The 26,714-nt window shown below is 53.8% G+C and carries 24 protein-coding genes; 15 read left to right on the forward strand and 9 right to left on the reverse strand.

Annotation, left to right across the window (positions count from 1 at the left end; translation table 11 throughout):
- Window positions 1–206 (reverse strand): IS200/IS605 family transposase (gene tnpA, locus G461_RS25775; RefSeq protein WP_157360220.1); only part of this gene is annotated, 206 nt, incomplete at its 3' end.
- Between the two features lie 188 nt (window positions 207–394).
- The gene (locus G461_RS0103160; protein ID WP_026970743.1) at window positions 395–1,579 is read right to left on the reverse strand and encodes an acetate/propionate family kinase; all 1,185 of its coding nucleotides are present in this window, start codon (window positions 1,577–1,579) and stop codon (window positions 395–397) included.
- 462 nt (window positions 1,580–2,041) lie between these two features.
- On the opposite strand from G461_RS0103160, the gene G461_RS0103165 reads away from it, so the two are divergent.
- The gene (locus G461_RS0103165) at window positions 2,042–3,643 is read left to right on the forward strand and encodes an MFS transporter (protein ID WP_026970744.1); all 1,602 of its coding nucleotides are present in this window, start codon (window positions 2,042–2,044) and stop codon (window positions 3,641–3,643) included.
- A gap of 77 nt (window positions 3,644–3,720) precedes the next feature.
- On the opposite strand, the gene G461_RS23130 is transcribed toward G461_RS0103165, so the two are convergent.
- Window positions 3,721–4,368 (reverse strand): TetR/AcrR family transcriptional regulator, encoded by a 648-nt coding sequence (locus G461_RS23130; RefSeq protein WP_051333322.1) that lies wholly within the window; start codon window positions 4,366–4,368, stop codon window positions 3,721–3,723.
- Between the two features lie 202 nt (window positions 4,369–4,570).
- Between G461_RS23130 and G461_RS0103175 the strand changes: the two genes are divergently transcribed.
- Window positions 4,571–5,152: an NAD(P)H-dependent oxidoreductase gene (locus G461_RS0103175; protein ID WP_026970745.1), complete on the forward strand. Its 582-nt coding sequence runs from the start codon at window positions 4,571–4,573 to the stop codon at window positions 5,150–5,152.
- Between the two features lie 317 nt (window positions 5,153–5,469).
- Here the strand turns inward: G461_RS0103175 and G461_RS25350 are convergent, their stop codons facing one another.
- Complete coding sequence (locus G461_RS25350) at window positions 5,470–6,162, reverse strand: substrate-binding periplasmic protein (protein ID WP_051333324.1); 693 nt, start codon at window positions 6,160–6,162, stop codon at window positions 5,470–5,472.
- A gap of 222 nt (window positions 6,163–6,384) precedes the next feature.
- On the opposite strand from G461_RS25350, the gene G461_RS0103190 reads away from it, so the two are divergent.
- The 5 genes from G461_RS0103190 to G461_RS23140 all read left to right on the forward strand — a co-directional run bounded on the left by G461_RS0103190 (window position 6,385) and on the right by G461_RS23140 (window position 13,220).
- Window positions 6,385–7,167: an SDR family NAD(P)-dependent oxidoreductase gene (locus tag G461_RS0103190; RefSeq protein ID WP_026970746.1), complete on the forward strand. Its 783-nt coding sequence runs from the start codon at window positions 6,385–6,387 to the stop codon at window positions 7,165–7,167.
- Window positions 7,168–7,190: 23 nt separating this feature from the next.
- Complete coding sequence (locus tag G461_RS0103195; RefSeq protein ID WP_026970747.1) at window positions 7,191–8,189, forward strand: helix-turn-helix transcriptional regulator; 999 nt, start codon at window positions 7,191–7,193, stop codon at window positions 8,187–8,189.
- A 276-nt stretch (window positions 8,190–8,465) separates the two neighbouring features.
- A complete protein-coding gene (locus tag G461_RS0103200; protein ID WP_026970748.1) occupies window positions 8,466–9,248 on the forward strand; it encodes a class I SAM-dependent methyltransferase in 783 nt (260 codons plus the stop codon).
- A 278-nt stretch (window positions 9,249–9,526) separates the two neighbouring features.
- On the forward strand, window positions 9,527–10,627 hold the full coding sequence (locus G461_RS0103205; RefSeq protein ID WP_026970749.1) for an autoinducer 2-binding periplasmic protein LuxP: 1,101 nt from the start codon (window positions 9,527–9,529) through the stop codon (window positions 10,625–10,627).
- Window positions 10,620–13,220, forward strand: a complete 2,601-nt coding sequence (locus G461_RS23140; protein ID WP_051333325.1) for a LuxQ periplasmic sensor domain-containing protein — start codon at window positions 10,620–10,622, stop codon at window positions 13,218–13,220. The genes G461_RS0103205 and G461_RS23140 overlap by 8 nt, the downstream gene beginning before the upstream one ends.
- A 7-nt stretch (window positions 13,221–13,227) precedes the next feature.
- Here the strand turns inward: G461_RS23140 and G461_RS0103215 are convergent, their stop codons facing one another.
- Both G461_RS0103215 and G461_RS0103220 read right to left on the reverse strand, forming a co-directional pair.
- A complete protein-coding gene (locus G461_RS0103215; RefSeq protein WP_026970750.1) occupies window positions 13,228–14,208 on the reverse strand; it encodes a choice-of-anchor A family protein in 981 nt (326 codons plus the stop codon).
- A 272-nt stretch (window positions 14,209–14,480) separates the two neighbouring features.
- Complete coding sequence (locus G461_RS0103220; RefSeq protein WP_035479188.1) at window positions 14,481–14,999, reverse strand: O-acetyl-ADP-ribose deacetylase; 519 nt, start codon at window positions 14,997–14,999, stop codon at window positions 14,481–14,483.
- 257 nt (window positions 15,000–15,256) lie between these two features.
- On the opposite strand from G461_RS0103220, the gene G461_RS0103225 reads away from it, so the two are divergent.
- Window positions 15,257–16,453: an MFS transporter gene (locus tag G461_RS0103225; RefSeq protein WP_026970752.1), complete on the forward strand. Its 1,197-nt coding sequence runs from the start codon at window positions 15,257–15,259 to the stop codon at window positions 16,451–16,453.
- Between the two features lie 69 nt (window positions 16,454–16,522).
- On the opposite strand, the gene G461_RS0103230 is transcribed toward G461_RS0103225, so the two are convergent.
- Entirely contained in the window at window positions 16,523–17,539 is a 1,017-nt protein-coding gene (locus G461_RS0103230) for an aldo/keto reductase (protein WP_026970753.1), read from the reverse strand.
- A gap of 182 nt (window positions 17,540–17,721) precedes the next feature.
- On the opposite strand from G461_RS0103230, the gene G461_RS0103235 reads away from it, so the two are divergent.
- Window positions 17,722–18,600: an AraC family transcriptional regulator gene (locus G461_RS0103235; protein WP_026970754.1), complete on the forward strand. Its 879-nt coding sequence runs from the start codon at window positions 17,722–17,724 to the stop codon at window positions 18,598–18,600.
- Between the two features lie 3 nt (window positions 18,601–18,603).
- Here the strand turns inward: G461_RS0103235 and G461_RS0103240 are convergent, their stop codons facing one another.
- Complete coding sequence (locus G461_RS0103240; protein WP_026970755.1) at window positions 18,604–19,449, reverse strand: histidinol-phosphatase; 846 nt, start codon at window positions 19,447–19,449, stop codon at window positions 18,604–18,606.
- A 97-nt stretch (window positions 19,450–19,546) separates the two neighbouring features.
- Window positions 19,547–20,527 carry an aldo/keto reductase gene (locus G461_RS0103245; RefSeq protein ID WP_026970756.1) on the reverse strand — a complete coding sequence of 327 codons (981 nt, stop codon included), beginning with the start codon at window positions 20,525–20,527 and terminating at the stop codon, window positions 19,547–19,549.
- A gap of 127 nt (window positions 20,528–20,654) precedes the next feature.
- Here G461_RS0103245 and G461_RS0103250 point away from each other — a divergent pair, with 127 nt between their 5' ends.
- From G461_RS0103250 to G461_RS0103275, 6 genes are all read left to right on the forward strand, one after another.
- Complete coding sequence (locus G461_RS0103250; protein WP_026970757.1) at window positions 20,655–21,539, forward strand: LysR family transcriptional regulator; 885 nt, start codon at window positions 20,655–20,657, stop codon at window positions 21,537–21,539.
- A 119-nt stretch (window positions 21,540–21,658) separates the two neighbouring features.
- Window positions 21,659–22,117: an SET domain-containing protein gene (locus G461_RS0103255; protein WP_026970758.1), complete on the forward strand. Its 459-nt coding sequence runs from the start codon at window positions 21,659–21,661 to the stop codon at window positions 22,115–22,117.
- Window positions 22,118–22,125: 8 nt separating this feature from the next.
- The gene (locus tag G461_RS0103260; protein ID WP_026970759.1) at window positions 22,126–23,481 is read left to right on the forward strand and encodes a hypothetical protein; all 1,356 of its coding nucleotides are present in this window, start codon (window positions 22,126–22,128) and stop codon (window positions 23,479–23,481) included.
- A gap of 30 nt (window positions 23,482–23,511) precedes the next feature.
- Window positions 23,512–24,687 carry a YjgN family protein gene (locus G461_RS0103265; RefSeq protein ID WP_026970760.1) on the forward strand — a complete coding sequence of 392 codons (1,176 nt, stop codon included), beginning with the start codon at window positions 23,512–23,514 and terminating at the stop codon, window positions 24,685–24,687.
- The gene (locus G461_RS0103270) at window positions 24,687–25,700 is read left to right on the forward strand and encodes a M48 family metallopeptidase (protein WP_026970761.1); all 1,014 of its coding nucleotides are present in this window, start codon (window positions 24,687–24,689) and stop codon (window positions 25,698–25,700) included. Before G461_RS0103265 ends, G461_RS0103270 begins: the two co-directional genes overlap by 1 nt.
- 265 nt (window positions 25,701–25,965) lie before the next feature.
- On the forward strand, window positions 25,966–26,463 hold the full coding sequence (locus G461_RS0103275) for an ureidoglycolate lyase (RefSeq protein WP_026970762.1): 498 nt from the start codon (window positions 25,966–25,968) through the stop codon (window positions 26,461–26,463).
- Window positions 26,464–26,714: the final 251 nt, after the last annotated feature.

Genomic DNA, 26,714 nt, shown 5'->3' on the forward strand with positions numbered 1-26,714 from the left:
GGAACCTTTACAATCAAGTGTACGTGGTCACTTTGGACGCTGAGCTCGACGACCTCACATCCCAACTGAGCACAGTAAACTTGAATACACCGATAGACTTCTTTCCCTACATTATTTCTCAATATCCTAAATCGGTACTTGGGCGTCCAAACTATGTGATATTGACACCGCCAAAATACGTGTGATGCTTGCTTGTATCTGCTCATGTTATTTGTCCTTTTGACTTCGCTAAAAATCAAAGGCGCATTTAGCATGAGCGGGTCTTCAGGCAAAGCCTCACCGGATGATAACCACCTACTGAAGTAGGTGGTTTAGGGCCGAAAATAAAAAAGGCCTCCACAATGGAGGCCTTTTGCTAAGTTTTTTACTTAAGAACGACAGAAAGGCGGCGAGCTTACAGCAAGCGTACGCAGTCCTGAGCAATCACCAGCTCTTCGTTGGTTGGGATAACCATAATTACTGGAGAGTCTTCAGTGGTAATCACACCTTCTTCGCCCAAACGCGCTTTCTCGTTGGCTGCAGCGTCTTCTTTGTAACCGAAGATCTTCAGGTAGTTGATGATTTCACGGCGGATCGGCAGCGAGTTCTCACCGATACCACCGGTGAAGATGATGCCATCAAGCTGGTCCAGCGACACCATGTAAGAGGCGATGTATTTCGCTACGCGGTAGGTGAATACCTGGAAGGCCAAGGTTGCACCTTCGTGGCCCTGCTCCATCGCTTCCAGAATGCCGCGAGCATCGCTGGTTACGCCGGATACACCCAAGAAGCCAGACTTCTTGTTCAGGGTGTCGAAGATCTTGTCTTGGCTCCAGCCTTTCTTCAGCAGGAACTCGATAACACCAGGGTCCAAGTCGCCACTGCGGGTGCCCATCATAAGGCCCGCCAGCGGAGTGAAGCCCATTGAGGTGTCTACGCTCTGGCCATCTTTAACCGCACATACTGATGCGCCGTTGCCAAGGTGAACAGAGATAAAGCTGGCTTGGTCGATTGGCTTATCGATCATTTGCGCGGCGGCGCGGCTCACATAGAAGTGGCTGGTACCGTGGAAGCCGTAGCGGCGAATGCCGTACTCTTTGTACAGGCTGTTATCAATGCCGCCGGTGAAGGCTTTCTTTGGCATGGTTTGGTGGAACGCGGTGTCGAATACGGCAAACTGAGGCAGGCTTGGGAAGGCCTCGATTGCCGCGCGAATACCTTTAGCGCCTGCTGGGTTGTGCAGCGGTGCCAGATCCGCCAGCTTTTCAATCTCGGCCAGCACATCGTCGTCGATGCGGGTGCTCGAGGTGAAGCGCTCACCACCGTGAACCACACGGTGACCGACTGCGACGATACTCTCGTTGAAGCCTAACTCATCAACCAATCCAACAATTCGCTGAATTGCCAGTTGATGGTGGTTACCTTCTGCCAACGATTCTTCAGTTTTGTTACCGTTCACTTTCCAAGAAATACACGCTTGTGGCGAACCAAAACGCTCACCCAAACCACTGAACAGGGCCTCACCAGAAACTGAATCAATCACGGCAAACTTCAGGGATGAACTTCCTGAGTTAACCACCAACACACAAGAATTAGACATAACAACTCGTCCTCTTAGCCAAACACACATCGCATCACGCACCAATGCGCATATAGTGACAAGAAAATTACGTGATTCAAGTCTTAGTTTTCAGCTATTGCCGACTATTTCTGCTTCTTTGATCTAAACAGTTATTTTTGCTGCTTTTTCAGTCAAATAATGAAGAAAATTTACACAATTATTCAACTGGTTAAACCAGTCGCTTTTTAACCAAGCCCCGCCATTACTGACATCAATATTAATTATCAAAGTAATAAGTAAGTAACTTTCATAAATAATACTGCAATGACTTAGTCACGATTGTTACAAAAATCGCACGCAGAATTACCTGCAAATCAGCTCAAAACAGCGCATTTTCTGCGGCATAGATCACATTGGCAAACCTTTAATCTACATTGGTTTACCAATCTTTGGATTTCCGTATAGTATCGGCAGCAATTACTGACGAACTAAGGATTAAAGATGACGCAAAGCTATAGTAGTGCCTATCGTTACGCACTCATCGTTGCGCTGGGCGGCTTCGTTTTTGGACTAGATGCTGCGATTATCTCTGGAACGGTGCGCTACATTGCCTCTGAGTTTTCACTGAGCGATATCGAGATAGGTACCGTAGTCGGCGCTCCTAGCCTGGGGGCGATTCTGGCACTGTTCTTTGCCGGTAAGGTTGCCGATAGCTGGGGGCGTAAAAACACCTTGCTGGCCATCGCGGTGTTGTATGTGATATCGGCCACTGGCTCTGCGCTGGCGACCGGATTCTGGAGCCTAACCTTAGCGCGTATGCTTGGTGGGCTGGCGTTTTGCTCGCTGTCGCTAGCCTCGATGTACATTGGTGAAGTGGCACCTGCCCATCTTCGTGGCAAGCTGGTGTCATGCAACCAACTAAACATTGTGATCGGCCTGTCTGCTGCTTACTTCATTAACTACTATCTGGTGCTCAACGCAAGCGAGGCGTCGCCTTGGCTAAACAGCAGCACTATCTGGCGGATCATGTTGGGCTCTGAGCTGATTCCTGCAGTCGCATGGGCGGTGATGCTCTTAGGCGTACCAGAATCCCCTCGCTGGCTGGTGATGAAGGGGAAACATCAGCGTGCTCAGCGCGTGCTGAATCTGCTTTACAAAGACAAGGCTCAGGCCCTGTCGGTCTTTAACGAAATTCGCAGCAACCTGAGCGGAGATAGCGATCTGCCGTTCAAGCAGCAGGTTATCCAGTTGTTTACCCCGAAAATGCGCCGTGTGATGGCACTGGGGCTAACCGTGGCGGTCGTTCAGGGCGCCACCGGGATGAACGCCATCTTGTTCTATGCCCCCACGGTGTTTGAACAGATTGGATTTGGGGTAAATGCATCCTTCCAGCAAGCGCTGTACATTGGCTTAACCGGCTTGGTGTTCACCATTTTCGCATTGCTGCTGATCGACCGAGTAGGTCGTCGCCCCCTGATGATTGCCGGGCTTATCGCCGCCATCTTCAGCCATGGCTTGTGCTGGTTTGCCTTTAACAAGGCACACTATGAAATCAGCCCGGCAACTATCGTTGAGCTGGAGCAACAGATTGACGTTAGCCCGCTGGAAGACAACATGGGGCGTCGTTTTAGCTCAGATACCGAGTTTAAGGACTTCTTGGCACAGCACTACCCGGCCGACGAGCTGCGCCTCAACGTTGGTCACATTATTGAATCGGCCATATCCATCAACCCGGTGATGGTATTGATTGGGATCCTCGGGTTTATTGCCGCGTTCCATATCTCCTTGGGACCGATTATGTGGGTGCTGTTCTCCGAGATCTTCCCCAACAGCCTACGCAGTGCAGCGGTGCCCTTCTTTGCCTTGATCACCAGTATCTCCAGCTACCTGGTACAACAGTTCTTCCCCTGGCAGCTAGCGCGCTTTGGCGCAGCGGACACCTTTATGATGTACGCCGGTATCGGCTTGATTGGCTTGTTGTTTACCCATCGACTGTTGCCAGAAACCAAGGGCAAGAGCATCGAGCAGTTAGAACACTTGCTCAGCTCAGAAGCAGTTAGCCGCCGCTCAAAGTTGGATAGCCATTCAGCCCCGATAGGCTAGTCTCGATAGGCTGGTAGTAGTTAGTGCGGAGCCGATTGGCTCCGCTCCTCGCTCGCTTTCCGTTCTCAAGATCGCATCTATTCGCTCTGATCCAACGATTGCAAGACACTGGCTAAGCTGGGTTGCAATAAATGCAACTTGCACGCATCCAATAGGCAGCGCGCCGCTTCAGGCTCCATCATCACCGCTTGTCGCACGGCGGTAGCAACGCTGCTGGCATACAGCATCGCTAACTGCGCCCCCAAGCTTGGCGCCAGTGTCGGCAGCACCCGCAGCAAGCACTGTTCGATGGTTTGGCAGTGGCGCTGCATATCCTCTCTATCTAAGGCTTGTAAACGCACATCCGATTGGGTGGCTTGCCACACCGCATAGGTCGCGGGCTCTTCACGAAAGGCTTGGTAGTAGCTCTCGAGCATGTATTCCAGGGCATCTTGCAGCTGTTTGGGCTGAGTGACATCGGCAAAGGCGCCCTGCACACACTGCTGCCCACCTTCAAAGTGACGCCCGGCCAAGGTGGCAATCACCGACGCCTTGTCAGGGAAGTACTGATACAGCGAGGCGATGGATATCTCCGACGCCTGGGCAATGTCTTTCATGGTGACCGCGTCGCTGCCTTTGCTCACGATAAGCTGCTGTGACTCCAACAGTATTCGCTCAAAGCGTTGACGGCTCCTTGCCTGCACAGGCTGCTTGCGGGGTTCAACCGGAGTGAAATCGAATTGCACGGGAATCCTTATTTATTTTTGTTTAATTGTTGCACAGACCAAAAATGTGAGCAATACTCACTTTCAATATGTGAGCATCACTCACATTTGTAACAACAGTTGCTGGCACAAACCGAGCAACAGCCGCGAAGTCGCACCGACTAAAGCACTCACACAAGCGCGAACTGATTCGCAACCAGAACCAAGTAACAGGAGCAGCACAATGAGCAAACGCATCTTTATCTGGGTCGCCCACCCAAGGAAGGGATCTTTATGTGAAGCCATGGCCGATGCCTATCAACAAGGCGCAGAACAAAAAGGAGAAGAGATCCGGCGCATGGACCTATGCGAAATGCAGTTCGACGCCAATCAAAGCGGCGACTACGCCGATACACCTACAGAGCTGGAGGCCGATCTTCGCCAGTGGCAAGAGAACCTGCAGTGGGCCGAGCACATTATGGTGATCCACCCTTACTGGTGGGGGTCGATGCCGGCGCAGGCGAAGGCAGTGTTAGATAGAGCCTTACTGCCGGGCGTCGGCTTTAAATACCATGGCAAAGGTTTGGGCTGGGACAAGCTACTGAGCGGTCGCAAGGCCGATGTGATTATCACCTCAGACACCCCACCGCTGTTGGATCGACTGCTGTATCGTCGCCCCGGACGGCGCGTACTCACCAATCAGGTGCTGGGCTTTTGTGGGGTAAAAACCCGTAAAGTCTGGCAGTTTGGCTCAGTCAAAACTGCCAAGCCACAAACCATTGAGCGCTGGCTGCTTAAGACCCAGCAACTCGGTGCCAGCGTTTGAAGCTTCGGCACAGGCAGTCTCTAATTCATTAAATCTTGGTAGCGCTGCTGGCTCGCGTTGAGCTGATCGAGTGCAGCCTGCCAAGCAGCGATCTGCTGATCAGGCACATCTTTTGAGAAGGCGAAGTATACCCGAACTACCTCAAGATGCTTGTTCAGCGAGATTTTCCAAGCCCTCAGGCAAGGCACTGTGCCGCAGGTTTAACGGTCTAAATCAAGGAACAGTAACGCAGTATGAGGTCTTGGAAAACTCGCCCTTTGGGAGGATCTCAATGCCCATAGCTCATCGTTGAAAGCACTTGAAAGGGGATACCATTCCTACGTGCTTTCGCCTCGTTCTATGGGCATTGAGTTCCTCTGAATCCTGCATCTTGAGGTAGTTCGGGTATACACATCCAGTTGGTAGAGCTTTAAGCCGGTGTTCTCAAATTCCGTCTCAGAGATACCGGCATCCTCAGCCATCGCGCCAATCACATGTTCACTGATCGGTGCCAAATCGATACGACCACGATAGAGCATCTCCATGCATTGGCGCTGATTATTGGATAAATGCAGATCGCTAAAGCCCTGCTCAAGCAGAAAGTGATGATCGGCGTTGCCGATTTGCACACCGATACTGAGTGATTGCTCGCGCAGCTGCTCAAGACTGGCTAGCTTAAGGTCGCGCCCGCGTCTTTGATAGAAATAGACGCCGCTGGAGATCAGCGGCCCCACCCACTTCACGGTGTCCTCACGTTCCGGTCGCCGGGCCACAATAAACAGGGCGGTGTTTGACTGGGTCTGCACCATTCGCAATCCCCGGGCGAACGGCACCACTCGGTACTCCACCGCTACGCCCATACGTTCTACCAAGGCTTCTACCTGCTCGACCGCCAGCCCTTGGCGCCGACCATGTTCCTGATAGCTAAAGGGTTTAAGGTAATGGGTCAGCATAACCAAAGGCTCCGCCATTGCGGGTAAGTAACCCATCATCAGCGCCAGACTCCAGCTTAGCCTTTTAAGCCACCCCATTCGCACCTTCAACACTCCTTTGTCTGTTCCGACAGCGCATGCCACACCCCAGCATAAACTTAACTTTAGCAAAGGGAGAAGCTGTCACCATTTGCTAGTTAGCTGTCACCATCCGCTAGTGTGTGGCGTGATTTACCGGGCTACTATTTGCTCAACACGTAAAGCAATACTGCATACAACGCTTAACACAACACTGAACACAAAATAGGAAAGGGCAAACACATGGCAAACTCAAACTTGGCATTGGTCACTGGCGCATCTGGCGGTATCGGTCTGGAACTGGCACGGCAGCATGCGCAACGCGGTGGCGATCTGGTACTGGTGGCGCGTAACGAAGCGAAACTGGAGCAACTGCAACAGGAGTTGGAAGCACAACACAAGGTCAAGGTCACTGTGCTTGCCCAAGACCTCACTCAGCCGAATGCTGCTGAGAGCATCGCCAATCAACTTAAGCAGCTTAACCTGGAGGTAGGCACACTTATCAACAACGCTGGCTTCGGCGGACATGGCCTGTTTCATCAGCGCAACTGGAAAGAGGACCGCAACATGATGCAGGTGAACATGGTGGCACTCAGTGAGCTGACGCATTTGTTGCTTCCCGGCATGATTGCCCGCCGCTCCGGGCGCATCCTCAATGTGTCGTCAACTGCATCTTTTATGCCCGGCCCGCTGCAAGCGACTTACTATGCCACCAAAGCCTTTGTCACCTCGTTCTCTCAAGCACTGGCAGAAGAAGTGGCAGAGTTTGGTGTCACCGTCACGGCACTGTGCCCGGGTGCGGTCAAAACCGGCTTTGTTGAAGCCGGCAACCTCGATGGTGTGGCAGTATGGGATAAGGCGAAATCAGCCGAGTCGGTAGCCAAGTGCGGCTATCAAGCCATGGAAAAAGGCCAGCTGGTTGCCTTTAATGAGGGTGGCCTGAAGTTCATGTTGAACTGGGTGATCCCATTTCTACCGCGCAAGACCGTACTTAAGATGTCACGTCAGTTTATGGAAAAAGCCTAAACAGGCCATCGAGGACAGAACCAATGAAACGAGCCAGCCGCTTTGCCGTCTCCCCCAACTGGGCGGTGCACTTCAAAGACCTAGGAGTCGAAACCCACACCGTGCTGCGGCTTGCCAACCTCCCAGCGGACTTGTTTCGCCGGGAGAAAGCCACCCTAAGTCCGGATGAATACTTTCGGCTGTGGATCGCCTTGGATCAAGCACTGGGAGAAGACCGCCAGCTGGCACTGGAATTTACTAAGTACATGTCGGTGGAGGCCTTCGACCCGCCGATCTTCGCCAGTCTTTGCAGCGATAACCTCAAGCAGGCCCTGCAGCGGCTAGCGCACTACAAGCCGCTGATTGGCCCCTTAGAGCTACATATCCAAGAGCGCAAGCATCGCCTGGAACTCGTGTTACGCTGCTATGGCAACACCGCCCCGCTGCCAGAGGCCCTGGCTGTGGGCGAGCAGGTGTTCTTAACCCAGCTGGCCCGACTGGCCACCCGCGAGCAGATCAAACCGCTACTACTGGAGCTCCCGGTATTACCGGACAACCGCGAGCACTATGAAGCCTACTTTGGCTGTCGCCTGAATCAGGGCGATGACATCCGCATGGCGTTTAGTTTGGAAGATGCCTATCGCCCTTTTCTCACCTCCAACAACGACATGTGGGAGTTTTTCGAAGCCAAGCTGCAACAACGCCTGCAGGACATCGATGGCAGTGCCCCCATCAGCGCTCGGGTCAAAGCGGTATTGCTGGAGTTACTTCCCAGCGGCGAAAGTAACATAGAGGCGGTGGCAGAGAAGCTGGCGATGAGCAAACGCACCCTGCAACGCAAGCTGGCCGATGAACAGCTCAACTACCAAGAGCTGCTGCAAAGCCTGCGGCTGGAGCTGGCTAATCACTACTTAGAGAAGTCAGATATGTCGCTGGGCGAGATTTCCTTCCTGCTGGGCTTTAAAGAGTCCAATTCCTTTATTCGCGCCTACAGCGGCTGGAAAGGGATATCACCCGGTCAATATCGGGAGCAACTCCATTAGTACCTCAGCTATAACAACTAACGTGTCAGTAATATTTACAATGTTACAGAATTGTAAAATCCCACCTCCGCTAGCTCCTTGTTAAGTGGTCAGTTACTAAATCTGGCATAGCCATTGCGTTACTGAGAATAGACTCACTACTTGCTTATAACGTTAGGCGAGCCGCGACACGCACTTCGCTTTGAGCATCTAGCAAGTAAACAAATTGATGTTTTACAGCACACAACAGGCACCAGCAGCAACGTGCCAGATCACTTAGCTTGCTGGAGGCCTACGATGTTTCTGGAAGAAAAACTACTGTTATCGTTATCACGCTCACCGGATGCGCCAGACTTGGTTAGCGCCGACTCCCCACATTCCATCAGCGAGGCATTGTCGACCTTACAAAGGGTCTACCCCAACTTTGAGCGTATCGTGTCAAACAAGCGGATCCTCGATTTTGGTTGTGGCCAGGGTTTGCAAAGTATCGCACTGGCAAAGCTGCTTAACTGTCAAGTGCTCGGTGTAGACATCAATCCCAAAACTCTAATAAGAGCGCGAGGGAATGCGCGCGAGTATCGGGTAAGCGCCGATCAGTTGTCATTCACCGACCAACTCACCCCGCAGATGGATGGCCGGTTCGATGTGGTGATCTCACAAAACAGCTTTGAGCACTTCCACGAACCCTGCCACGTGTTGGAGCAGATGCGCGAGCTAAGCAAGCCCAAGGGTTTGGTGCTGCTGACCTTCGGTCCGCCTTGGTATTCCCCCTATGGCAGTCATATGCATTTTTTCTGCAAGCTGCCATGGCTCAATCTGCTGTTCTCAGAAAAAGCCGTGATGAACGTGCGGAGCCACTTTCGTGATGACGGCGCCAAGCACTATGAGGAGGTGGAATCAGGTTTAAACAAGATGAGCATTCGCAAGTTCGAGTCGATCATTCGCGAAAACCAGATGCATATCCATTTTAAGCGCTACGATTGCATCAAAGGCGTCAACGCCCTCGGCAAGATCCCGCTACTACGCGAACTGTTTATCAATCATGTGACGGTAATATTGGGACACCACCAGATTAACTGATCTCTTTGTAATTAAATAAAGAGAACGTTGATATGTTTAAGAAGGCCATCACTCGACCAAAGTGTTAGCCATCTTCATTCCCATTACACACTCTTAGATAGCGCTGATGAAAAACTATAAGATACTGAATATAATTACTTTTTATCGTTAAGCTTTAGATCTTGGCATTTATTACTACACTCCAAGTAATCAATGAACTAGTTAACCCTTTTAATTCAGCGCCACTATACTCAGCCTGAGCGCTTGTTGAGATATTTGTTACTTTACGGATGATAATAATGCAAAAGAGTCTTTGGCTAATCTTGGGGCTAGCGGTATCCCTGTTCACCCTCCCAGCAAAAGCAGACAGCTTGCAGCAATTTTGGGAGTACCAGCAGTATCTTGAGCTCTATCCAGAGCAGCGTAGTTTGGTGCAACGCCTAACCATGGCGGTAAGGGGCGAACCGGTTCCCATCGACGCCCCCAACCCAGAGCCCGTTAAAATCTCAGTCATCTACCCGGGCGAGCAGGTATCCGATTATTGGCGGCGCAATATCACCGCCTTCGAGCTGCGTATGCAAGAGCTGGGCATCGCCTACCAGCTCACCAGCGTGTTTACCCGCCCCAATCAAGACCACCGGGAACAAAGCAAGTCGCTGCACGATGCGCTGAGTAGCCAGCCCGATTATCTGATCTTCACCCTCGATACCAATCGCCACAGCAAGTTCATCAGCCATGTTCTCAATCAATCTGACATCAAGCTGATCCTGCAGAACATCACCACCCCAGTAAAAGCGTGGGACGATAACCAGCCCTTCCTCTATGTGGGCTTTGACCACCCCACTGGCAGCCGCACCTTGGCTTGGTATTACCAACAGCAGTTCCCCGAGAGCGCTAACTACGCCATGCTCTACTTCTCGCCGGGTTACATCAGTCAGGCACGTGGCGACACCTTTATCGCCGCCATGCCCGAGCAGTATCAACTGCAAAGCTCTTACTACACCACCGCCGATCGTGAAAGTGGCCGCAAAGCCGTCGAGGCAATGCTCAACGAAGACAAGCCCATCGACTTTATCTATGCCTGCGCCACCGATATTGCCCTCGGCGCAGCCGATGCCCTTAAAGCCCACGGCAAGCAAGATATCATGTTAAATGGCTGGGGCGGCGGCAGTGCAGAGCTGGAAGCGCTGGCAAACGGCGAGCTAGACGTCACGGTCATGCGTATGAATGATGACACCGGCATCGCCATGGCAGAAGCGATCAAGCGAGATGTGCTGGGACTGTCATCACCTACCGTCTATTCCGGAGAATTTGAGATTGTTAGCAAACACGACGATCCAGAGAAGATTGAGCAACTCAAACGCTACGCATTCAGGTACTCCAACAAGCAGCATGACTGAGCGGTCTTCCCCTGCCTCAATCAACAAACGACAGAGTCTGGCTAGCTTAATTAGCCGGACGGTCATCCTTGGATTTATCCTGCTCACGGTTGCCGTTATCGGCCAAAGCTACCGGCTAAGTGTCGACTATGTCGAGCGCGAACGTGAGCGCAATATCACCCAAACCACCAACCTGCTGCAAAACGTACTCGATACCTACCTGCAATCGATTCAATACCGCCAAGATACCTACTCCAGCTCGGCTGAACTGCAATCGATTCTGCAGAACAATCCAACCCAGCAAGCCCTCGACGATTGGGTGCTGGAGCTTGAGCGCAAGCATCAAGGCGTGGGGAGTGATTTCGCCTTTATCGCCAAAGACGGCGAATTGCTGTGGGAAGATGGCAATAGCCCCTTCTTTGGGATCTCCATGGACGCGCTAGAGCAGCAAATCCAGCGCCTTGGTCGCAGCGGTTTTTGGTATGGCAGCAACATTGGCAGTGACAGCCAACCGCAGCGGGTATTGCTGCGTAAAAACCCGGTGATCAGTGCCAGCGACGGCAAGGCACTGGGTGAGCTGTTTATTGGGGTTCTGCTGCATTACGACAATGCGCTCTTAGACATTCTACTCCAGCGCAGTGGCAGCTCAGCCCTGCTGTTGATGGACGATGAATCACTGATCATCAGCAACCTTTCAGACAGTGACCCTCGCCTGACGGCATTGCTGGAACAGGTAAGTCGTGGCGACAAGCTGCAGCTCGATGGCTACCTGATCAGTGAGTCGCGTTTGCAAGTGAACCGCAACGGCAGCGCCCAAGATTACAATTTAAGTGTCATCGCCTTAACTCAAGACAGTGCCATTCAGGAGTTAAAACAGAGCTTATTAGCCAGTGGCCTGTTCTCCTTGGTGATGCTGTTGGTACTGGTAGTGGTCAGTCACTTGCTGATCCAACGCCAGGTATCTCGCTCACTCAATCAACTGGTAGAGTTCAGCCAGGCCGCCGCCACCGGCGAACCGGTAGACTTTGCGGGCTCGTCCATCAAAGAGTTCGATCTGTTTGGAAAAACCCTGCAGCGCACCCTTGGCGAAGCTTTTGAGAAGGAGCAATCGCTGCTGGCACTGTTCTACTCGTCACAATCTCCCATCGTGGTATGGAATCAGCTGCTAAATATCGAACGAATCAACCCGGCCGGTCAGCGCTTCTTCCTGAATAATCAACAGGCCGACAGCAACTACCGCGCCTTCAATGCCCACCTTGAGAAAGACCTGCTAAAAGCGCTTGAGGGCAAAGCCCTGAACGACCTGAATCGTCCTTTTGGTGGCCGCACCTTCCGTTGGAATCTGTCACCGCTGGTCATCGAAGGCAAAGTGATTCAGATCTTCGGCCAATGTCAGGATGTCACCTCAATGATTGAGGCTGAGCACTACAGCCGCCAAGCCCGCGAGCAAGCAGAAGCTTCTGCCCAAGCGAAAAGCAACTTTTTGGCGAAGATCAGCCACGAGATCCGCACCCCACTGAACGGTATTCTCGGCATGGCGCAGCTGCTTAAAGACCAAACCGAACAAGACGATAATAAACAGAAGGTCGACGTTATCTACCAAAGCGGCGAGCACCTGCTGGCGGTACTCAACGATGTACTGGATTTCTCTGCCATCGAGCAGGGCAAGATCAAGCTAGACCCAGAACCTTTTGAGTTGGAAGAGCTGGTCAGTCACCTGAGCGGGATGTATCGCCCACTGTGCCAGCAAAACCATGTTGAGTTTCAACTGACACAGAGCTTCACTCGTTACCCCCGCATACTGGCCGACCGCGCCAAACTCAACCAAATCTTGTTCAACTTGATTGGCAATGCGGTCAAGTTCACCCATCAAGGCTTCGTTCGATTATCGTTATCGCTGGCATCCAGCGGTGAGGGAGAAAACACCCTGCACATCGAGGTGGCCGATAGCGGCATCGGCATCTCCGAAGAAGCGCTGAAGCGGATTTTCGAGCCCTTTGTGCAAGCGGAGGATGACACTACCCGCCGCTACGGCGGCAGCGGCTTGGGGCTGTCGATTGTTAGCAACATCACCAAAGCGATGGGCGGTGAAATCCAGGCGGATAGCCGCGAGGGCCGAGGCAGCAAGTTTAGCGTGGCGATCCCGGTTACCGTGTTGCCCGCATTGGATGTGGTTGAGCAAGAGGCGAAGGCGAGCGCCTCGGTGGAGATGATTCTCGACGTACTGTTGGTAGAGGACAATCGCACCAACGCCATGGTCATCAAGGCGCTGTGCAAAAAGCGTGGCTGCCGGGTTGATTGGGTGGAAGATGGCCTACAAGCGCTGGAGCGCCTACAAAGCAAGCACTACGACCTAATCTTAATGGACAATCAAATGCCTGGGCTGAGCGGTATCGATACCACCTCAAAGATCCGTCAAGAGCTCAAGCTCACTACGCCGATCTTCGCCTGCACCGCCGACGCCTTTGAGGAGACCCAGCAAGCCTTCCTGCGCGCTGGCGCCGACTACGTTCTGGTAAAACCGCTCCGGGATACCACCTTCTCAAAAGCCCTCGAATTCTATCAGACCCACTTTGCCTCTGAATCAACTGAGAGTTTTCAGGCAAAATCCTAAGCAGCGACTAGGCAAAGCTCGGCTGAGAGCGGCTGCCCAGCGGCGTTATCCACGGGCTACGCCACACGCGGCGAGCCAGTAGGATAAGCCCTGCGAACAACAATACGCTGCCCGTTCCCGGTTCACTGAGAGGGGTAAATGGCACCTCGCCGTCAAAGCTTGGCAAGTGCACTTCACCGTTTTGATCAAAGCTCGATACCACCACAGTGCCTTCAATCGGTGTACGGTTTGTCAGATGGGCATTGGGGGCAAGCAGGCTGCCGTTAAGCTGCTTGTTCAGCGAGATAGTCTCAGCCTCAAAGAAGTTCCAAACAATACGCTCTCGCACATTGTCATTAAGTATTTGTCCAACAGCATTCCCCGCCAATGCAGCATCGCTGATGTCAGTACCGGCGACATTAATCACAATGGCCGCCGGGTCGAAGCCGCCAAAGTCCACATCAAACTGCTGAATAAAGTTGTTAGAAAACAGCGACTCACCATCGATGTTAAACACCGCGATGTCGTCGGCGCCGATTTGCAGGCTCGCAGGGCCACAGCAAACTGTGGGAGCGATAAGATTGGAGTTACTTTCCAGCTCGCTAAGCGAAACCGAGAAGTCACTGAGTTGCTGCTGAATATCGTCGAAATCGAAGTCAGTCAGATCACGCTGTAAGCTGCCGCCGCCGTTCAGGTTGACATTGCCATTCGCCACGCCGCCCAAGGCCACGCTGTAGCCTTGGTTTACGTTGATGTTCTGGGCATTGATATCGCCACCAACGATTAAGCCAAGCTCGCCGCTGCTGGCAGGGTCTAACTGTGTTGCGTAGTTGGACGCCGGCCCGTTGAGGTCGCCCATCACTAGAGTCTTGCCTTCAACTTCGCTGTTGCTGTTGAGGTCGTTAAAGACGATGAGGTTGTATTCCGACATCAGTGTCACTGGCGAGGCTAACGCAGCAGTGGCAGTGAGGGCTAACAGCACCCCCAAGGTAAATACAGACAAACGCATTGAATCTTCCATCCTTGGTTTTAAAAACTGCGCTCCAGCGCAGTAAACACGCCGTTTAGAGCTAATAATCTAGTAAACGTTTGCCCATATTAGATGCTTTTTTGTGCAGCACAAGAAAATCAAATCTCCATCACAAAACCAAAAAAGCAAACTAAACAATACAGCCAGTTATATGGTCATGAATTAGAAAGAAAAACAATCCATTATTAACAAAATAGTTTTTACTAAGCTTTTTTCTCGCCATGTTATTAGCAAGAACTCAAAATCACTCGCTACTCCCCCTGTAACTCGCGTAGGCACTGCTGCCATACAGCCAGAACGTCTGGCTGAAACAGGTAAAAATACACATCCAAAGGCTGATGGGGAGCTGCTAACGCGACCGAGAGCGCAATCTTGGCGGCCTGCGCCATAGGATAGCCATAGACCCCACATGAGATAGCCGGAAACGCAATCGACCGGCAGTCATTGGTTAAGGCAAGCTCAAAACTGGTGCGATAAGCACTGGCAAGCAGGGCTGGCGGGTCGTCATCAAACTCATAGCGCGGTCCAACGGTGTGGATGACATAGCGGGCAGGTAGGTTACCTGCCGCGGTGATCCGCGCCTGCCCGACCGGACAGCGCACGCCCTCCACCTCGGGCACGGCGTAACATGCCGCCAGCAAGTCTGGCCCCGCCGCGCGATGGATCGCGCCATCAACCCCGCCGCCACCCAACATACGGGTGTTTGCCGCGTTGACGATGGCATCGACCTTGGCCTGCGTGATATCTCCACATAGCAACGTAACTGGCATAGTCAGCTTCCCTAAACCTATCGAACAATCTCTCCACTCTAGCGCGGCGGTTAGCGACACGTTGCGACGGGCCTCACTCACTGGCGAAGACACTCTCTGATAAAGACTCTCTCTGATGAAGACATGCCGGGCTTTTGTCTTATCTGCAAAAGTCATTTGCTAAAAGCTGTGTTTTTCGCAACAACCGATACCGCAATAATCCTCGCCACTGAACGCGCCAGCCGATTGCTGACGCACTTAATTAGCGAGATAAGATTATGCCCATTGCACTACTAGCTCTAACCTTAAGTGCCTTTGCTATTGGTACTACAGAATTTGTGATTGTAGGTCTGCTGCCCACCATGGCCGCGGATCTAGCGGTCTCCCTGCCCTCGGCCGGTCTGCTGGTCAGCCTTTACGCCTTAGGCGTGGCCATCGGTGCGCCGGTACTGACCGCACTCACTGGCCGCTGGCCACGCAAGCACCTACTCTTGGCCGTGATGTCGCTGTTTGTCTTAGGCAACCTGATGGCCTGGCAAGCGCCCAACTACGCCACCTTGATTAGCGCCCGCGTGCTAACCGGTTTGGCCCATGGGGTGTTCTTCTCCATCGGTTCGACCATCGCCACTGGCTTGGTCGCCAAAGATAAAGCCGCCAGCGCCATTGCTCTGATGTTTACCGGCCTGACCGTGTCATTGGTGACCGGCGTGCCTTTGGGTACCTATATCGGTCAACTATTGGGCTGGCAGTCGACGTTTTTGATTGTGGCCATCCTCGGCCTGCTGGCACTACTTGGTAGCGCACTGCTGATCCCAGCCAAACTGCAGCAACCTGCGCCGAGTAAGTTGTCTGAGCAGCTAAGCGTGCTGGCGCAACCCCGGCTATTGCTGGTGTTTGCCATTACCGCACTAGGCTACGGCGGCACCTTTACAGCCTTTACCTTTTTGGCGCCAATCCTTGAACAAATCACCGGCTTTCAGGCCTCGGTCACCGGCTTAATCATGCTGGTCTACGGCGCATCGGTGGCAGTGGGAAATATCTGGGGTGGCAAGCTGGCTGACCGGCATGGCCCGGTGACTGCGCTGACGGTTATCTTTGCAGGCCTGGCTGCAATCCTACTGCTGTTCAGCGTGAGTGCGCCGCACCCCGTTGCAGCAGTCGCCACCATCTTGGTGTGGGGCGCCTTCGCCTTTGGCAACGTTCCCGGTCTGCAGGTCTATGTGGTAAAACTGGCCGTACGTTATGCGCCCAAAGCGGTGGATGTAGCCTCGGGTTTGAATATTGCTGCCTTTAATGTGGGGATTGCCTTGGGCTCTTGGGGCGGTGGTCTGGTGGTTGCTGATATGGGGCTGCTGCATACTCCGTGGATTGGCGCAGTAGTAGTGTTGGTAGCATTGATGCTGACCCGCCTGAGCGGCCGGTTGGACCGCCGCTCGCTTGCCTTGGTCAACAAACCTTGTGGGCACTTTATGTAAAGCGCGCCGTCTGAGCAGCTTTAAAGGCCACTCCGCCTCTGAGGTTTAGAGGCGGAGTGGCTTTTTTTATCAGGCCAGCTCTGGCGTATCAGCAAACAGTAAGGTCTCAAGCTGGGGGTTGGAGTAATAGCGATCCCCCTCCACCCCATGGGCCTGCAACACTTGGCTGATCTCAGTCAGCTCGGCATCGCTTAGCAAACACTCGCTTGCCGCAGCATTTTCCGCCAAGCGTTTGGTGCTGCGGGTACCCGGGATTGGCACAATCAGCGGGTCTTGCGCCAACAGCCATGCCAGCGCCAGTTGCGCCGCACTCACCCCTTTGCGCTCAGCCATCGCCATCAAGGCATCCACTAGCTGCATATTGTGGTCGAATGCTTGCTGTTGGAAGCGCGGCATCTGCAAACGCCAGTCAGAACTTTGCAGATCGGCGCGCTGGCGGATGGCACCGGTTAAAAAGCCTCTCCCCAGCGGGCTGTAGGGCACTAGACCAATCCCCAGGCGCTGACAGGTTGGCAGCACCTCCGCCTCTACCTCACGGCTCCACAACGAATATTCCATCTGTACAGCACTAATCGGATGAACTCGGTGGGCTCGCTCAATAGTGCGATGGCTGGCTTCCGATAGGCCCAAATAACGCACCTTGCCTTCTTTCACCAATTCAGCCATCGCGCCAACGGTCTCCTCAATCGGGACATCCGGGTCGATCCGGTGCTGATAATAGAGGTCGATATGCTCAACCTTAAGGCGTTTGAGGCTATCTTCACAGGCTTGGCGCACATACTCCGGTCGTCCATTCACCTTCCAGCCCTCGCCAACCTTGGTGTTCAAAATACCGAACTTAGTGGCAAGTTGAAGCTGCTCGCGGGCACCGCTGCGACTGGCGAAATACTCGCCGAGCAACTGCTCATTGGTGTGTGGGCCGTAGATATCGGAGGTATCCCAAAAGCTCACCCCAATATCGCGTGCTTCATCCAGCACCCGTAGGTTGTTTGCCTTATCGCTATCGCCATAGAAATCTGACATGCCCATGCAGCCGAGGCCGATGGCTGAAACCTTGAATCCTTGTCCGAGTTGACGCTGTAACATGATTTGCTCCTTTCACTGGTTACCGTCGCATTTAGTGTTTGCCAAATGCCCCAGCCAGCGGTAACACGAAGCTACGGGATAGTTGCCTAAAACTCCAAACCCACCGAGCAAGGCTTTACTCATGGTCGAGAAAGCTTATGCTGGCACTATGCGTAAATAGCGGTTCTATTTAAGGTATTTGCATGGAAAGCATCACCTCCCATAATCAACTGATTAACCAAATGCTCCAGCTGCTCCCCGAGCAAGGAGTCGTAGCCAGTCATTGCCGTGATGTGGATCTGGTCAGAAGTGACTTTCCTACCGAGCGAGTGGCACTGGTGTATCAGCCAGTTCTCTATATCGTTATCCAGGGCACCAAGCACAGCTATCTGGGCGATGAACGCTATCGCTACGACCCCTTAAACTTTCTGGCGCTATCCGTCCCGCTGCCAATGGAAGGGCATGTGGTTGAAGCAAGTCCGCAAAGCCCGTATCTAGCGCTAAAGGTCAAACTGCGCCCCGAGTGGGTCGGTGAGATGATGGTCGAGCCCCCCAAGCGCGAGCATAGTGCGTCGGTGGAGCGAGGTGTATGCGTTAGCCCGTTAAACGCAGAGATGCAATCGGGCTTAGCCCGCTTGGTCAATGCCCTGAGCGATCCGCTGGCGGCACAAACCTTGGCCCCACTGATCATCAAAGAGCTGCTCTACCATGCCCTACTCGGGCCGCAAGGCGCCCAGTTGGCGGCCTTTGTCACCTCCGGGCGGCACCACCAGCGTATTGCCCGAGTGATTCAGTTTATTCAGGAGAATTATCAGCAATCACTCGATGTGGAGCGCTTGGCCGAGCAAGCCAATATGAGCCCCAGTTCCTTGCATCAGCACTTTAAATCGGTCACCAACGCATCGCCGCTGCAGTACATCAAAAGCCTGCGCCTGCACCACGCCCGCGAGCTTGTCACCAATCAGCAGCGCAGTGTTAGCGAGGCGGCCTATCAGGTGGGCTACCAAAGCCTGTCGCAGTTCAGTCGGGAATATAAAAGGCTGTTTGGCGAGTCACCCAGCCAAGACAAGCTGGGTGTATAACGCTTAAGCGAGTGGGATATCCTGCCACCGCCCCTGCAGTAGCACTCGCTGATGGGTGTAGCCAGCGCGCTTGGCCAAATCAAAGCAATACTGATGATGCACCGCTAAATGCTTGGGCGCATGGGCATCGGCGTTAATCTGAATCGGCACGCCTAAGCTATTGGCTCGCTCAAGGATCCATGGTGGCGGATAGATCTCATCGGTGGCGCCGCGCAGCATGCCGCCGTAGTTAAGCTCCATAATCACTCCCGCCGCGGCCACCTCATCTAGCGCGGCGTAGGCGAGTTCGCGGTACCAATCGGCGGTTTCGTCGAATAGCTGCATCTGGCGGTTATGCTTTTTCACCAGATCGAAATGACCAAGGATATCGAAGCCGCCCTGGCGGCATAGCTCGCCGACACAGCGGTAGTAATCGGCCACCAAGGCGCGAATATCACCGCCATACACCCCATCGAGCAGTAGGGTCATCTCCTGCTGTGGGCCGTCCACCGCCAGCCAGCGGCCTTGGGCATCGGGCAGACTCATGGCGTGCACCGAGCCGATTTTGTAGTCCAACTGCCAGGCATCCCACTGGCTGTCGCGCGGCTCCATCGCCCCTTCGATAAAATCGATCTCCAGCCCCAAGTACACTTCCACGTCCTGACTCTGCGCCTTGAGCGCACGGATCGCAGCACGATAGTCGGCGGCATCTTCCGGTTGCATGCAAAAGTCGTTGGTGAAGGGAACGGGAGCGTGAGAGCTAAAGCCAATGGCTTTGAAGCCCAGTTCGCGAGCGCGCTCGAGCATCTCATCTGGGCTGCCCTTGCCATCGCAGAAATGGCAGTGGCCGTGGTAGTTGGTCAGAATCATGAAATATCCTTTAAATTCAGCTGCCACTGATCTTGCTGGCAGCTGAACTTAAAGGCAAGTGTCAAAGGTAAGTGTCAAAGGCAAGTGGTAGAGGCGATTACATCACGCCGCGGATCAGCGATTTCACCTTATCGAAGTAGAAGCTCGACAGCTGATCATGCAACTCGCGACTAAGCGGCGCTAAATCAGACACCGAGGCATTCTCGCGCACCTGCTCGGCGCGGCTGGCACCACAGATCACCGAGCTCACCGCGGGCTGGTCGAGCAGCCAGCGCAGCGACATCTGCGCCAGCGAGTAGCCCTCTGGACACAGCGCTTTTAGCTCGTCCGCCAAGGCCACCGCTTGCTCAAACGGCACACCGGAGAAGGTTTCGCCGACACTGAAAGCAGCACCGTCTTTGTTGTAGTTGCGGTGATCACTTGTCGCAAACTGCTGATTGCTGGTGAACTTACCCGACAACACGCCACTGGCCAGCGGCAGACGCACGATAATTCCCACCTGATTGGCTTCAGCCTGAGGGAACAGCTGATTGATGTGGTCTTGGCGGAAGACATTGAAGATGGTTTGGATCGAGGTCAGCTTGGGGTGCTTCACCGCAAACAGGGCTTCATCCATGGTTTCAACACTGACACCAAAGTGCTTAATTAGCCCCGCCTGTTGGAAGTCTTCCATCCACGCCAGCATGTCGCCATCTTTCAGTACCTCGGTGGGCACGCAGTGTAGCTGGATCAGGTCCAACGCCTCTACGCCAAGGCGCTTAACCGTGCCCTCAATATTACGCTGCACCTTCTCTTTGGTGTAACCGTCCGGGTAGAGCGCACCGTCGCGACCAACTTTCGAGGCGATAATCCGATCGCCCGGATTGGACGCAATATGCTGGCCAAGGCGCTGCTCACTCAAGCCCGCGCCATATACATCGGCGGTGTCCCAAAAGTTGATGCCTACTTGGTCGGCAGTGGCTAGCACCGCTTGGGCTCGCTGGTCATCGACCGGACCAAAATCATCGCCGAGCTGCCAGCAGCCAAGGCCCATTTCCGAAACGTTTAGGCCGCTACGGCCAAGGGTACGCAATTTCATAGGATGTCCTCTTTGATTACCAGTGCATCAAGCCTGGCGTTTATCTCATCGCGTTATTGTATTCCCAGCCTGATTCCCTATCATCTACTAAACAGTAAACCAATCGTTAAGTAATTCTTTACAATTCATGCTAAGTCCACAGGTTCAGGCCTTTATCGCGGTGGTCGAAACCGGCAGCTTCACCGCCGCCAGCCAGCGCATTGGCACCACCAAGGCGCGGGTATCGCAGCAAGTCAGCGCACTGGAGCAGCGTCTGGGCTGCAGCCTGCTGCGCCGCTCAACCCGCCGAGTCACCCTCACTGAACCCGGCGAGCACTACTACCGCGAATGCGCCCGGGCGCAAACCCTGCTGGGGAACGCCGAACAGCTGCTGCAGGAAGAGAGTGAGCGCTTAAGCGGTCTGATCCGCATCAACTCGGTGGGCGGGCTACTGGCAGAGCAGTGCTTGGGGCCTGCGCTGTTCGCGTTTATGCAGCGCTATCCTGAGATTGAGATTGAGCTGGATCTCTCCAGCAACCAAGTCGACATATTAAACGAGCGCTTCGACTTGGTACTGCGTATGGGGCCGCTGGCCGACTCCGGCCTAATTGCCCGCCCGCTGTGCACCCTAGCCAGCTATGCGGTGGCTAGCCCGGCCTACCTGGAACGCTATGGGAAGCCCAGCCAACCGAGTGACCTGGCCCGCCATCGCTGCCTGTCTGGCTCAGTAAAACGCTGGCAGCTGCAACACCACACAGGCAGGCAAGAAGAGGTGAATGTCACTGGCAGCCTGAGTGCCGCCAATGGCCATATGCTCTGTCAGGCCGCATTGGCGGGCTTAGGGATTGCCCGCCTCAATAGCCTCTATACCGACCGCTATGTTGCATCTGGCGATTTGGTGTCAGTGTTCGATGACTGGCAGTTCGCCCCCTCGCCAGTGTCGCTGCTCTACCCACGCTCGCGCTACAAGCTTAAGCGGGTACAGCTATTGGTGGAGCACCTTCAGCAGCACTTCAGCTCCTACACAAACTAGGGCAGCAAGCAAAGCTGAGAGCTGCCGCCCAGCCTGATGGTTGTTCCACCGAACTTGATTGCAGCTATTAATCGCTCTGTGGTAAACAAGACAAGCGACTGTTTAAAATGGATTTAAACGTGGAAGATAAAACTCAGGATCTGGACTTCGTGCGCCGGGCAACCCTCGATACCATCGCCAACACCGAAATCGGCCCCAGCCGCTTGCATGGCTTTGGCCTGTTTGCCAGCCAGGCGATCCCCGCCGATAGCCAGCTCTGTCAGTTCGAAGGTCAGGTGATCAGCATCGCCCACTACCATGAGCTCGAAGCCCTGCTGGCGCCCAAGCTCGCCGAGTACCGCAACTACATGTTTATGGAGTGCAACTATCTCGATAAGCAGACCTTACTGGCGCGCCCCTTTCGCACCAAGTACAGCTACATCAATCACTCGCGCACCCCGAACACCGAGATCCGCCAGCAGCCGCTGCGCTTAGTGGCGCTCAGAACCATTCAACCCGGCGAAGAGCTCACCGTGGACTACCGCAAAGAGCAGCTCTCAGACGACTACCTGAGCAACCCCGCCAAACAGTTTCTGTAGGAGTTATTGTGCCCATCATCCGCTTTATGTGCGTGCAGCCGATCGAGATTAACGTTGAGCACTACGAAAACCTGCTCAGTCGCAGCAAACAGCAATACCGCTCGCAAAGCCGCTTCCAAGACAACCCCTTCGCCAGTGAATGGCTGCAAGCCTTTCGCCAACACCATAAGAAGTTTATTAACTTCCGCTCCTTGTTCAGCGAGCAGGAAAACAAAGTCGATGCCAAGCTGCTGGTGCAAGACCTGCTCGAGCCACGCTTTAAGGTCGCCCAACAGCTCAACCTTGCCGAATATCTGCAAGCCGAGCACTGCCACTACGATTTAGTGTTCGACCCGCGCTTCTTTAACTTTGTGCTGCTCTACGAGCTGCGCTTTAACATCCCCGAGAACCGCCTCTACCAAATCCTGAGCAGCGACGATGAAACCCTCAAACACGACGACTTCTACAACACCGTGCGCCGACTACTGGTTCAGGAAGAGGAAGACAGCATCCTCAGCCGCTGGGGTGAGAAAACCCGCAACCATGCGCTACACATTGTCGAGGAGTTAGCAGGTGCGGCGCGTAAAGACAGCCAGCGTAAGGTCGCCTCGATTAGCACCAACACCGGTAATATCACCGTGTTTGTCGAGGCCGACCCGCAGGATCGCCAATGCCGCCAGTGGTTCCTCGACTGCAACGCCAGCGCCGAGCGGGTGAAGAACAACCGCACCTTGGTGGTCGACAATCGCGACGTGACCTACGCCTTCCACGGCCGTTTTCACACCATCATCGCCCTCGACCCACGCTACTATCTGCGCTTTGCGCCGATCCAGTACCATATCCAGTTCATCTGGTACTATGTGCGCTATTACAGCGAGGTGATGGAGGTGCTGAACAACCATGTGGTGGCACTCAACAGCCAAGCGCGGATCGACTCCAAACGCCACATCATCGATGAGTACATCAATAAAATTGAATTACTTAAGATGCATAATGAAAACATCAAACTGGCGATTGAGTCGGACAACATCGACATCTACGCCAAGATTGAAGCGAAGTGGAACATCGAAAGCAGCCTGAACAACGCCCAGTCCTACGTGTCGTTTTTCAAAGATTACTTAGAGCGTGCCTACCTGCGAAAAGCAGAGCGCGCCAACAAGCGTCAGAACCATATCCTGTTCGTAATCTCCTGCATTCAGATCCTCGGCTTAATCAGCATCTGGAGTGACTACCTGGGCCTTACCGATCTGCCCGGGCGAGTGACTAATGGCGTCGCCCCAGCCGCGATGCTGGCGGTCATCGAGGTCATCAACACCTGGATGCCGGTCGCCTTGTTTGTCAGTTTGATAGGCCTGATGGCCTTCGCCTATATGAAGCGCGAATAACCGAATCGTTTTAGTTTTAAAGGAAACCGAATGGAACAGCCTAGCCCCCAACATCGTATGCGGTTTCACGGCAGCGGTGGCGAGTATTTTGGCATCTGGATCGTCAACCTAGTGCTTAGCATCATCACCCTCGGCATCTACTCGGCCTGGGCCAAGGTGCGCAACAAGCAGTACTTTTACGGTAACACCGAGCTCGCGGGTGAGCGTTTTGAGTACCTGGCCACCCCTAAACAGATCCTGATTGGCCGCATCATCACCTTTATCGCTTTCGGCATTTGGCTGTGGTCGCAGGCCTTTAGCCCGGAGTTTTCGCTGGTGCTAATGCTGGCTTTTTTCATCATCTTGCCGGTTATCGTGGTGCGCAATCTGCGCTTTAACGCCCGGGTCAGCCGCTATCGCAATGTGCGCTTCGACTTTACTGGTCGGTACCGCGCGGCTTACCTCAACCTCTTCGCCAAGCCTTTGGCAGTATTTCTCGCAATTGTTGCAACGATGGGGATAAGCATGATTGCCGGTGAAGGCTCTGCTCTAGCCGAAGGCATCGGCTCACTGCTGGCGTTCTTGGTTATTGCGCCGCTAGGCTACGCCTGGCTGTTTAAAAACGCCGCCGAGTTCATCATCAATCACTATCGCTGGGGCGAACACAGCTTCGCGGCCAGCGTAAACACCCGCTATTACGTGAAGGTAATGGCGATGGCGGCACTGTTCTTTGTGCTGGCGATCGTGGTCATCGGCATCATCATCGCGGTGCTTGCCGGGGTGATTGCTTCCAGCGACTTCGCCTATCGCTTCGACGAGCTGATGGAAGGCGATGTTATCGGTGCTGGCATTGGCATCTTCGGCTTCATCATCCTGTTTTATCTGGGCTTGTTTGCCATGGGTATGATTTTTCAGGCCTTTATTCGAGTAAAGCTGCGCAACTATCACTTTAATCAAACCACCCTGGCAGGCAACATCCAGCTAAAATCAGAGCTTACCGTGCTCACCTACATTGGAGTAACCCTTACCAACCTGTTGATGGTGGTGTGTACCTTTGGTTTTGCAATGCCGTGGGCCAAGGTGCGCATGAGTAAGATGCTAGCCGACGCCACCAGTTTGCAAGGCGAGCTGGATACCCTGCACAGTCAAAACCTGCAAAGCCAGCAAGGCTCAGCCATCGCCGATGAGCTGGCCGACGGCTTTGATATCGAGATAGGCGTAATCTGATGCAGTTAACTGGCCGCCTCTACTCGCCCAACAGCTCGCAGAACCGGGAAGTTCACCTGCAACTCGGCGCCGAAGGGCGGCTGCATATCATCGATGCCGCCTACCCCGAGCCACTGCAGCTCAGCCAGCTCACGCTGAGCCCCCAGCTAGGTAAACAACCCCTGCGCATCACCCTGCCCGACCAAGCGCAGCTGCTGCTCGAACAAAGTGACGGGCTGCTGGCCTGGCTGCGCAGCAACAAACAGGGTGATCGAATCGCAGGCTGGGAGCGCAGCCTGAAGTTAATCGCGTTGGGCGTAATGTTATGTATCGTCACGGCGCTGCTGGCGTATCGCTACGTACTACCAGCGACTGCCGGTTGGATTGCCGATCAACTTCCCCCAGTGGTGGCCAGCACCCTCGGTGAGCAGACTCGCAACAACATGGAAAAGTGGATGTTCGACGAGTCGCAGCTAAGTGATGAGCAGCAGCAAGCCATGCAGTTGCAGTTCCAGCAGCTACTCAGCAAACTGCCAGAGCTGCCCCACTCGCCGCGCCTTTATCTCTACTCCGCCGATGAGATGGCCAACGCCTTTGCACTGGCCGATGGCAGTGTAGTGGTTACCGATCAACTGTTTGCCATGGCCGGCTCTGCCGACGCGCTGCAAGGGGTGCTGCTTCACGAGCTGGGCCATTTGGCCCATAACGATGTTATGCACACCTTGGTGCGCTCCACCCTGTTTACCCTGCTGCTTAACGTGATATTTGGCGACGTGACAGGCTCCATGGACCTGCTGGTGAATACCGCCAGCTTTGGTGTGGAGATGTCCTACTCGCGGGGCGCCGAGCAAGCCGCCGACGACTTCGCCTGCCACTGGCTGAAAGCCACCGGGGCAGACCTCGACGCCAACTATCAAATGATGGAGTCGGTCCTTAACATGGGCCACGGCCATGAAGCGCCAGAGTGGTTTAGCACCCACCCTGATACCGATAAGCGTTTAGCCCGTTTTAAAGACTGCCTGAGGCAGCCTTAGGCGTTTACCTCGCTACTTTCAGCGACGACCAGCGACGACCAGCAACTACCAGCGACTGGGTATCGGCACCATAGCGATGCCCAGCCCACTTCACCTTATGATTGCAACTTACAATTCATTTAGATTATTCATCTGCCTTTAATCACAAAATCAGCAATAACCGTTATTCGCTAATGGCGATACGCTAAATCATAAATGTATCTACTAGGCGGCTTTGCTAGCATCCGGCAAGTTCAATTTAGAAGATGTAGGTTGCAGTATCACCATGAAAACTTTGCAAGTAGAAGAGCTGTCTTTAGAAGCGTTTGATGAATTCGGCAGCTTCAAGAACCTGATCGATCCTAACACCGAAGCCTTTGGCGCCGAGCCGGTAGAGTTCTACCGCGATATGGTACAGCAGGATCTGGGCAACAAAACCGTGATTTCTTACTCGGTATGTCGCGTGCTACCGCGTGAATACAAGATCACCGTCAGCGAATACCACTCACATGCCGGTGAAGGCATTCTGCCACTGGATAACGACATCCTTATCCACGTGATGCCCGCCTCACCAAACGGCGAACTGCCGTTCGAGAAAACCCGCGTGTTCCGTGTGCCACAAGGCACCATGGTAACCGTTAAGCCCGGCGTATGGCACCACGCCCCGTGGACCTGCGACGACTTGGTAGCCAACACCCTGATCGTACTGCCACAGCGCACCTACGCCAACGACTGCATTGTGGTTGAGCACAGCGAACAGCAACAGCTGCTGATCGACGCATAAGTTAACGAGCGTTGAGCTTGCTCAGCACTCTTAGGGTTTGGGGGGCAAAGGCTTAATCTGGCAAAGCCTTGTTCTTCGGACCCGACCTCACTCCCGCCTCCTCATGCCAACGCCTCGACGCTTTCCCCCCTGTCATCGCGAGGAGCAATCTACACCTTACACCTACCCTACCAACCTCTAGCGCTGCCTCGCTGATAGCACATAAACCGCTGATAGATATAGTTAATTTCAAGTGATAGACTTGATGATAA

Origin of the sequence: Aliagarivorans marinus DSM 23064 (genome assembly GCF_000429485.1) — a bacterium.
Taxonomy (GTDB): domain Bacteria; phylum Pseudomonadota; class Gammaproteobacteria; order Enterobacterales; family Celerinatantimonadaceae; genus Aliagarivorans; species Aliagarivorans marinus.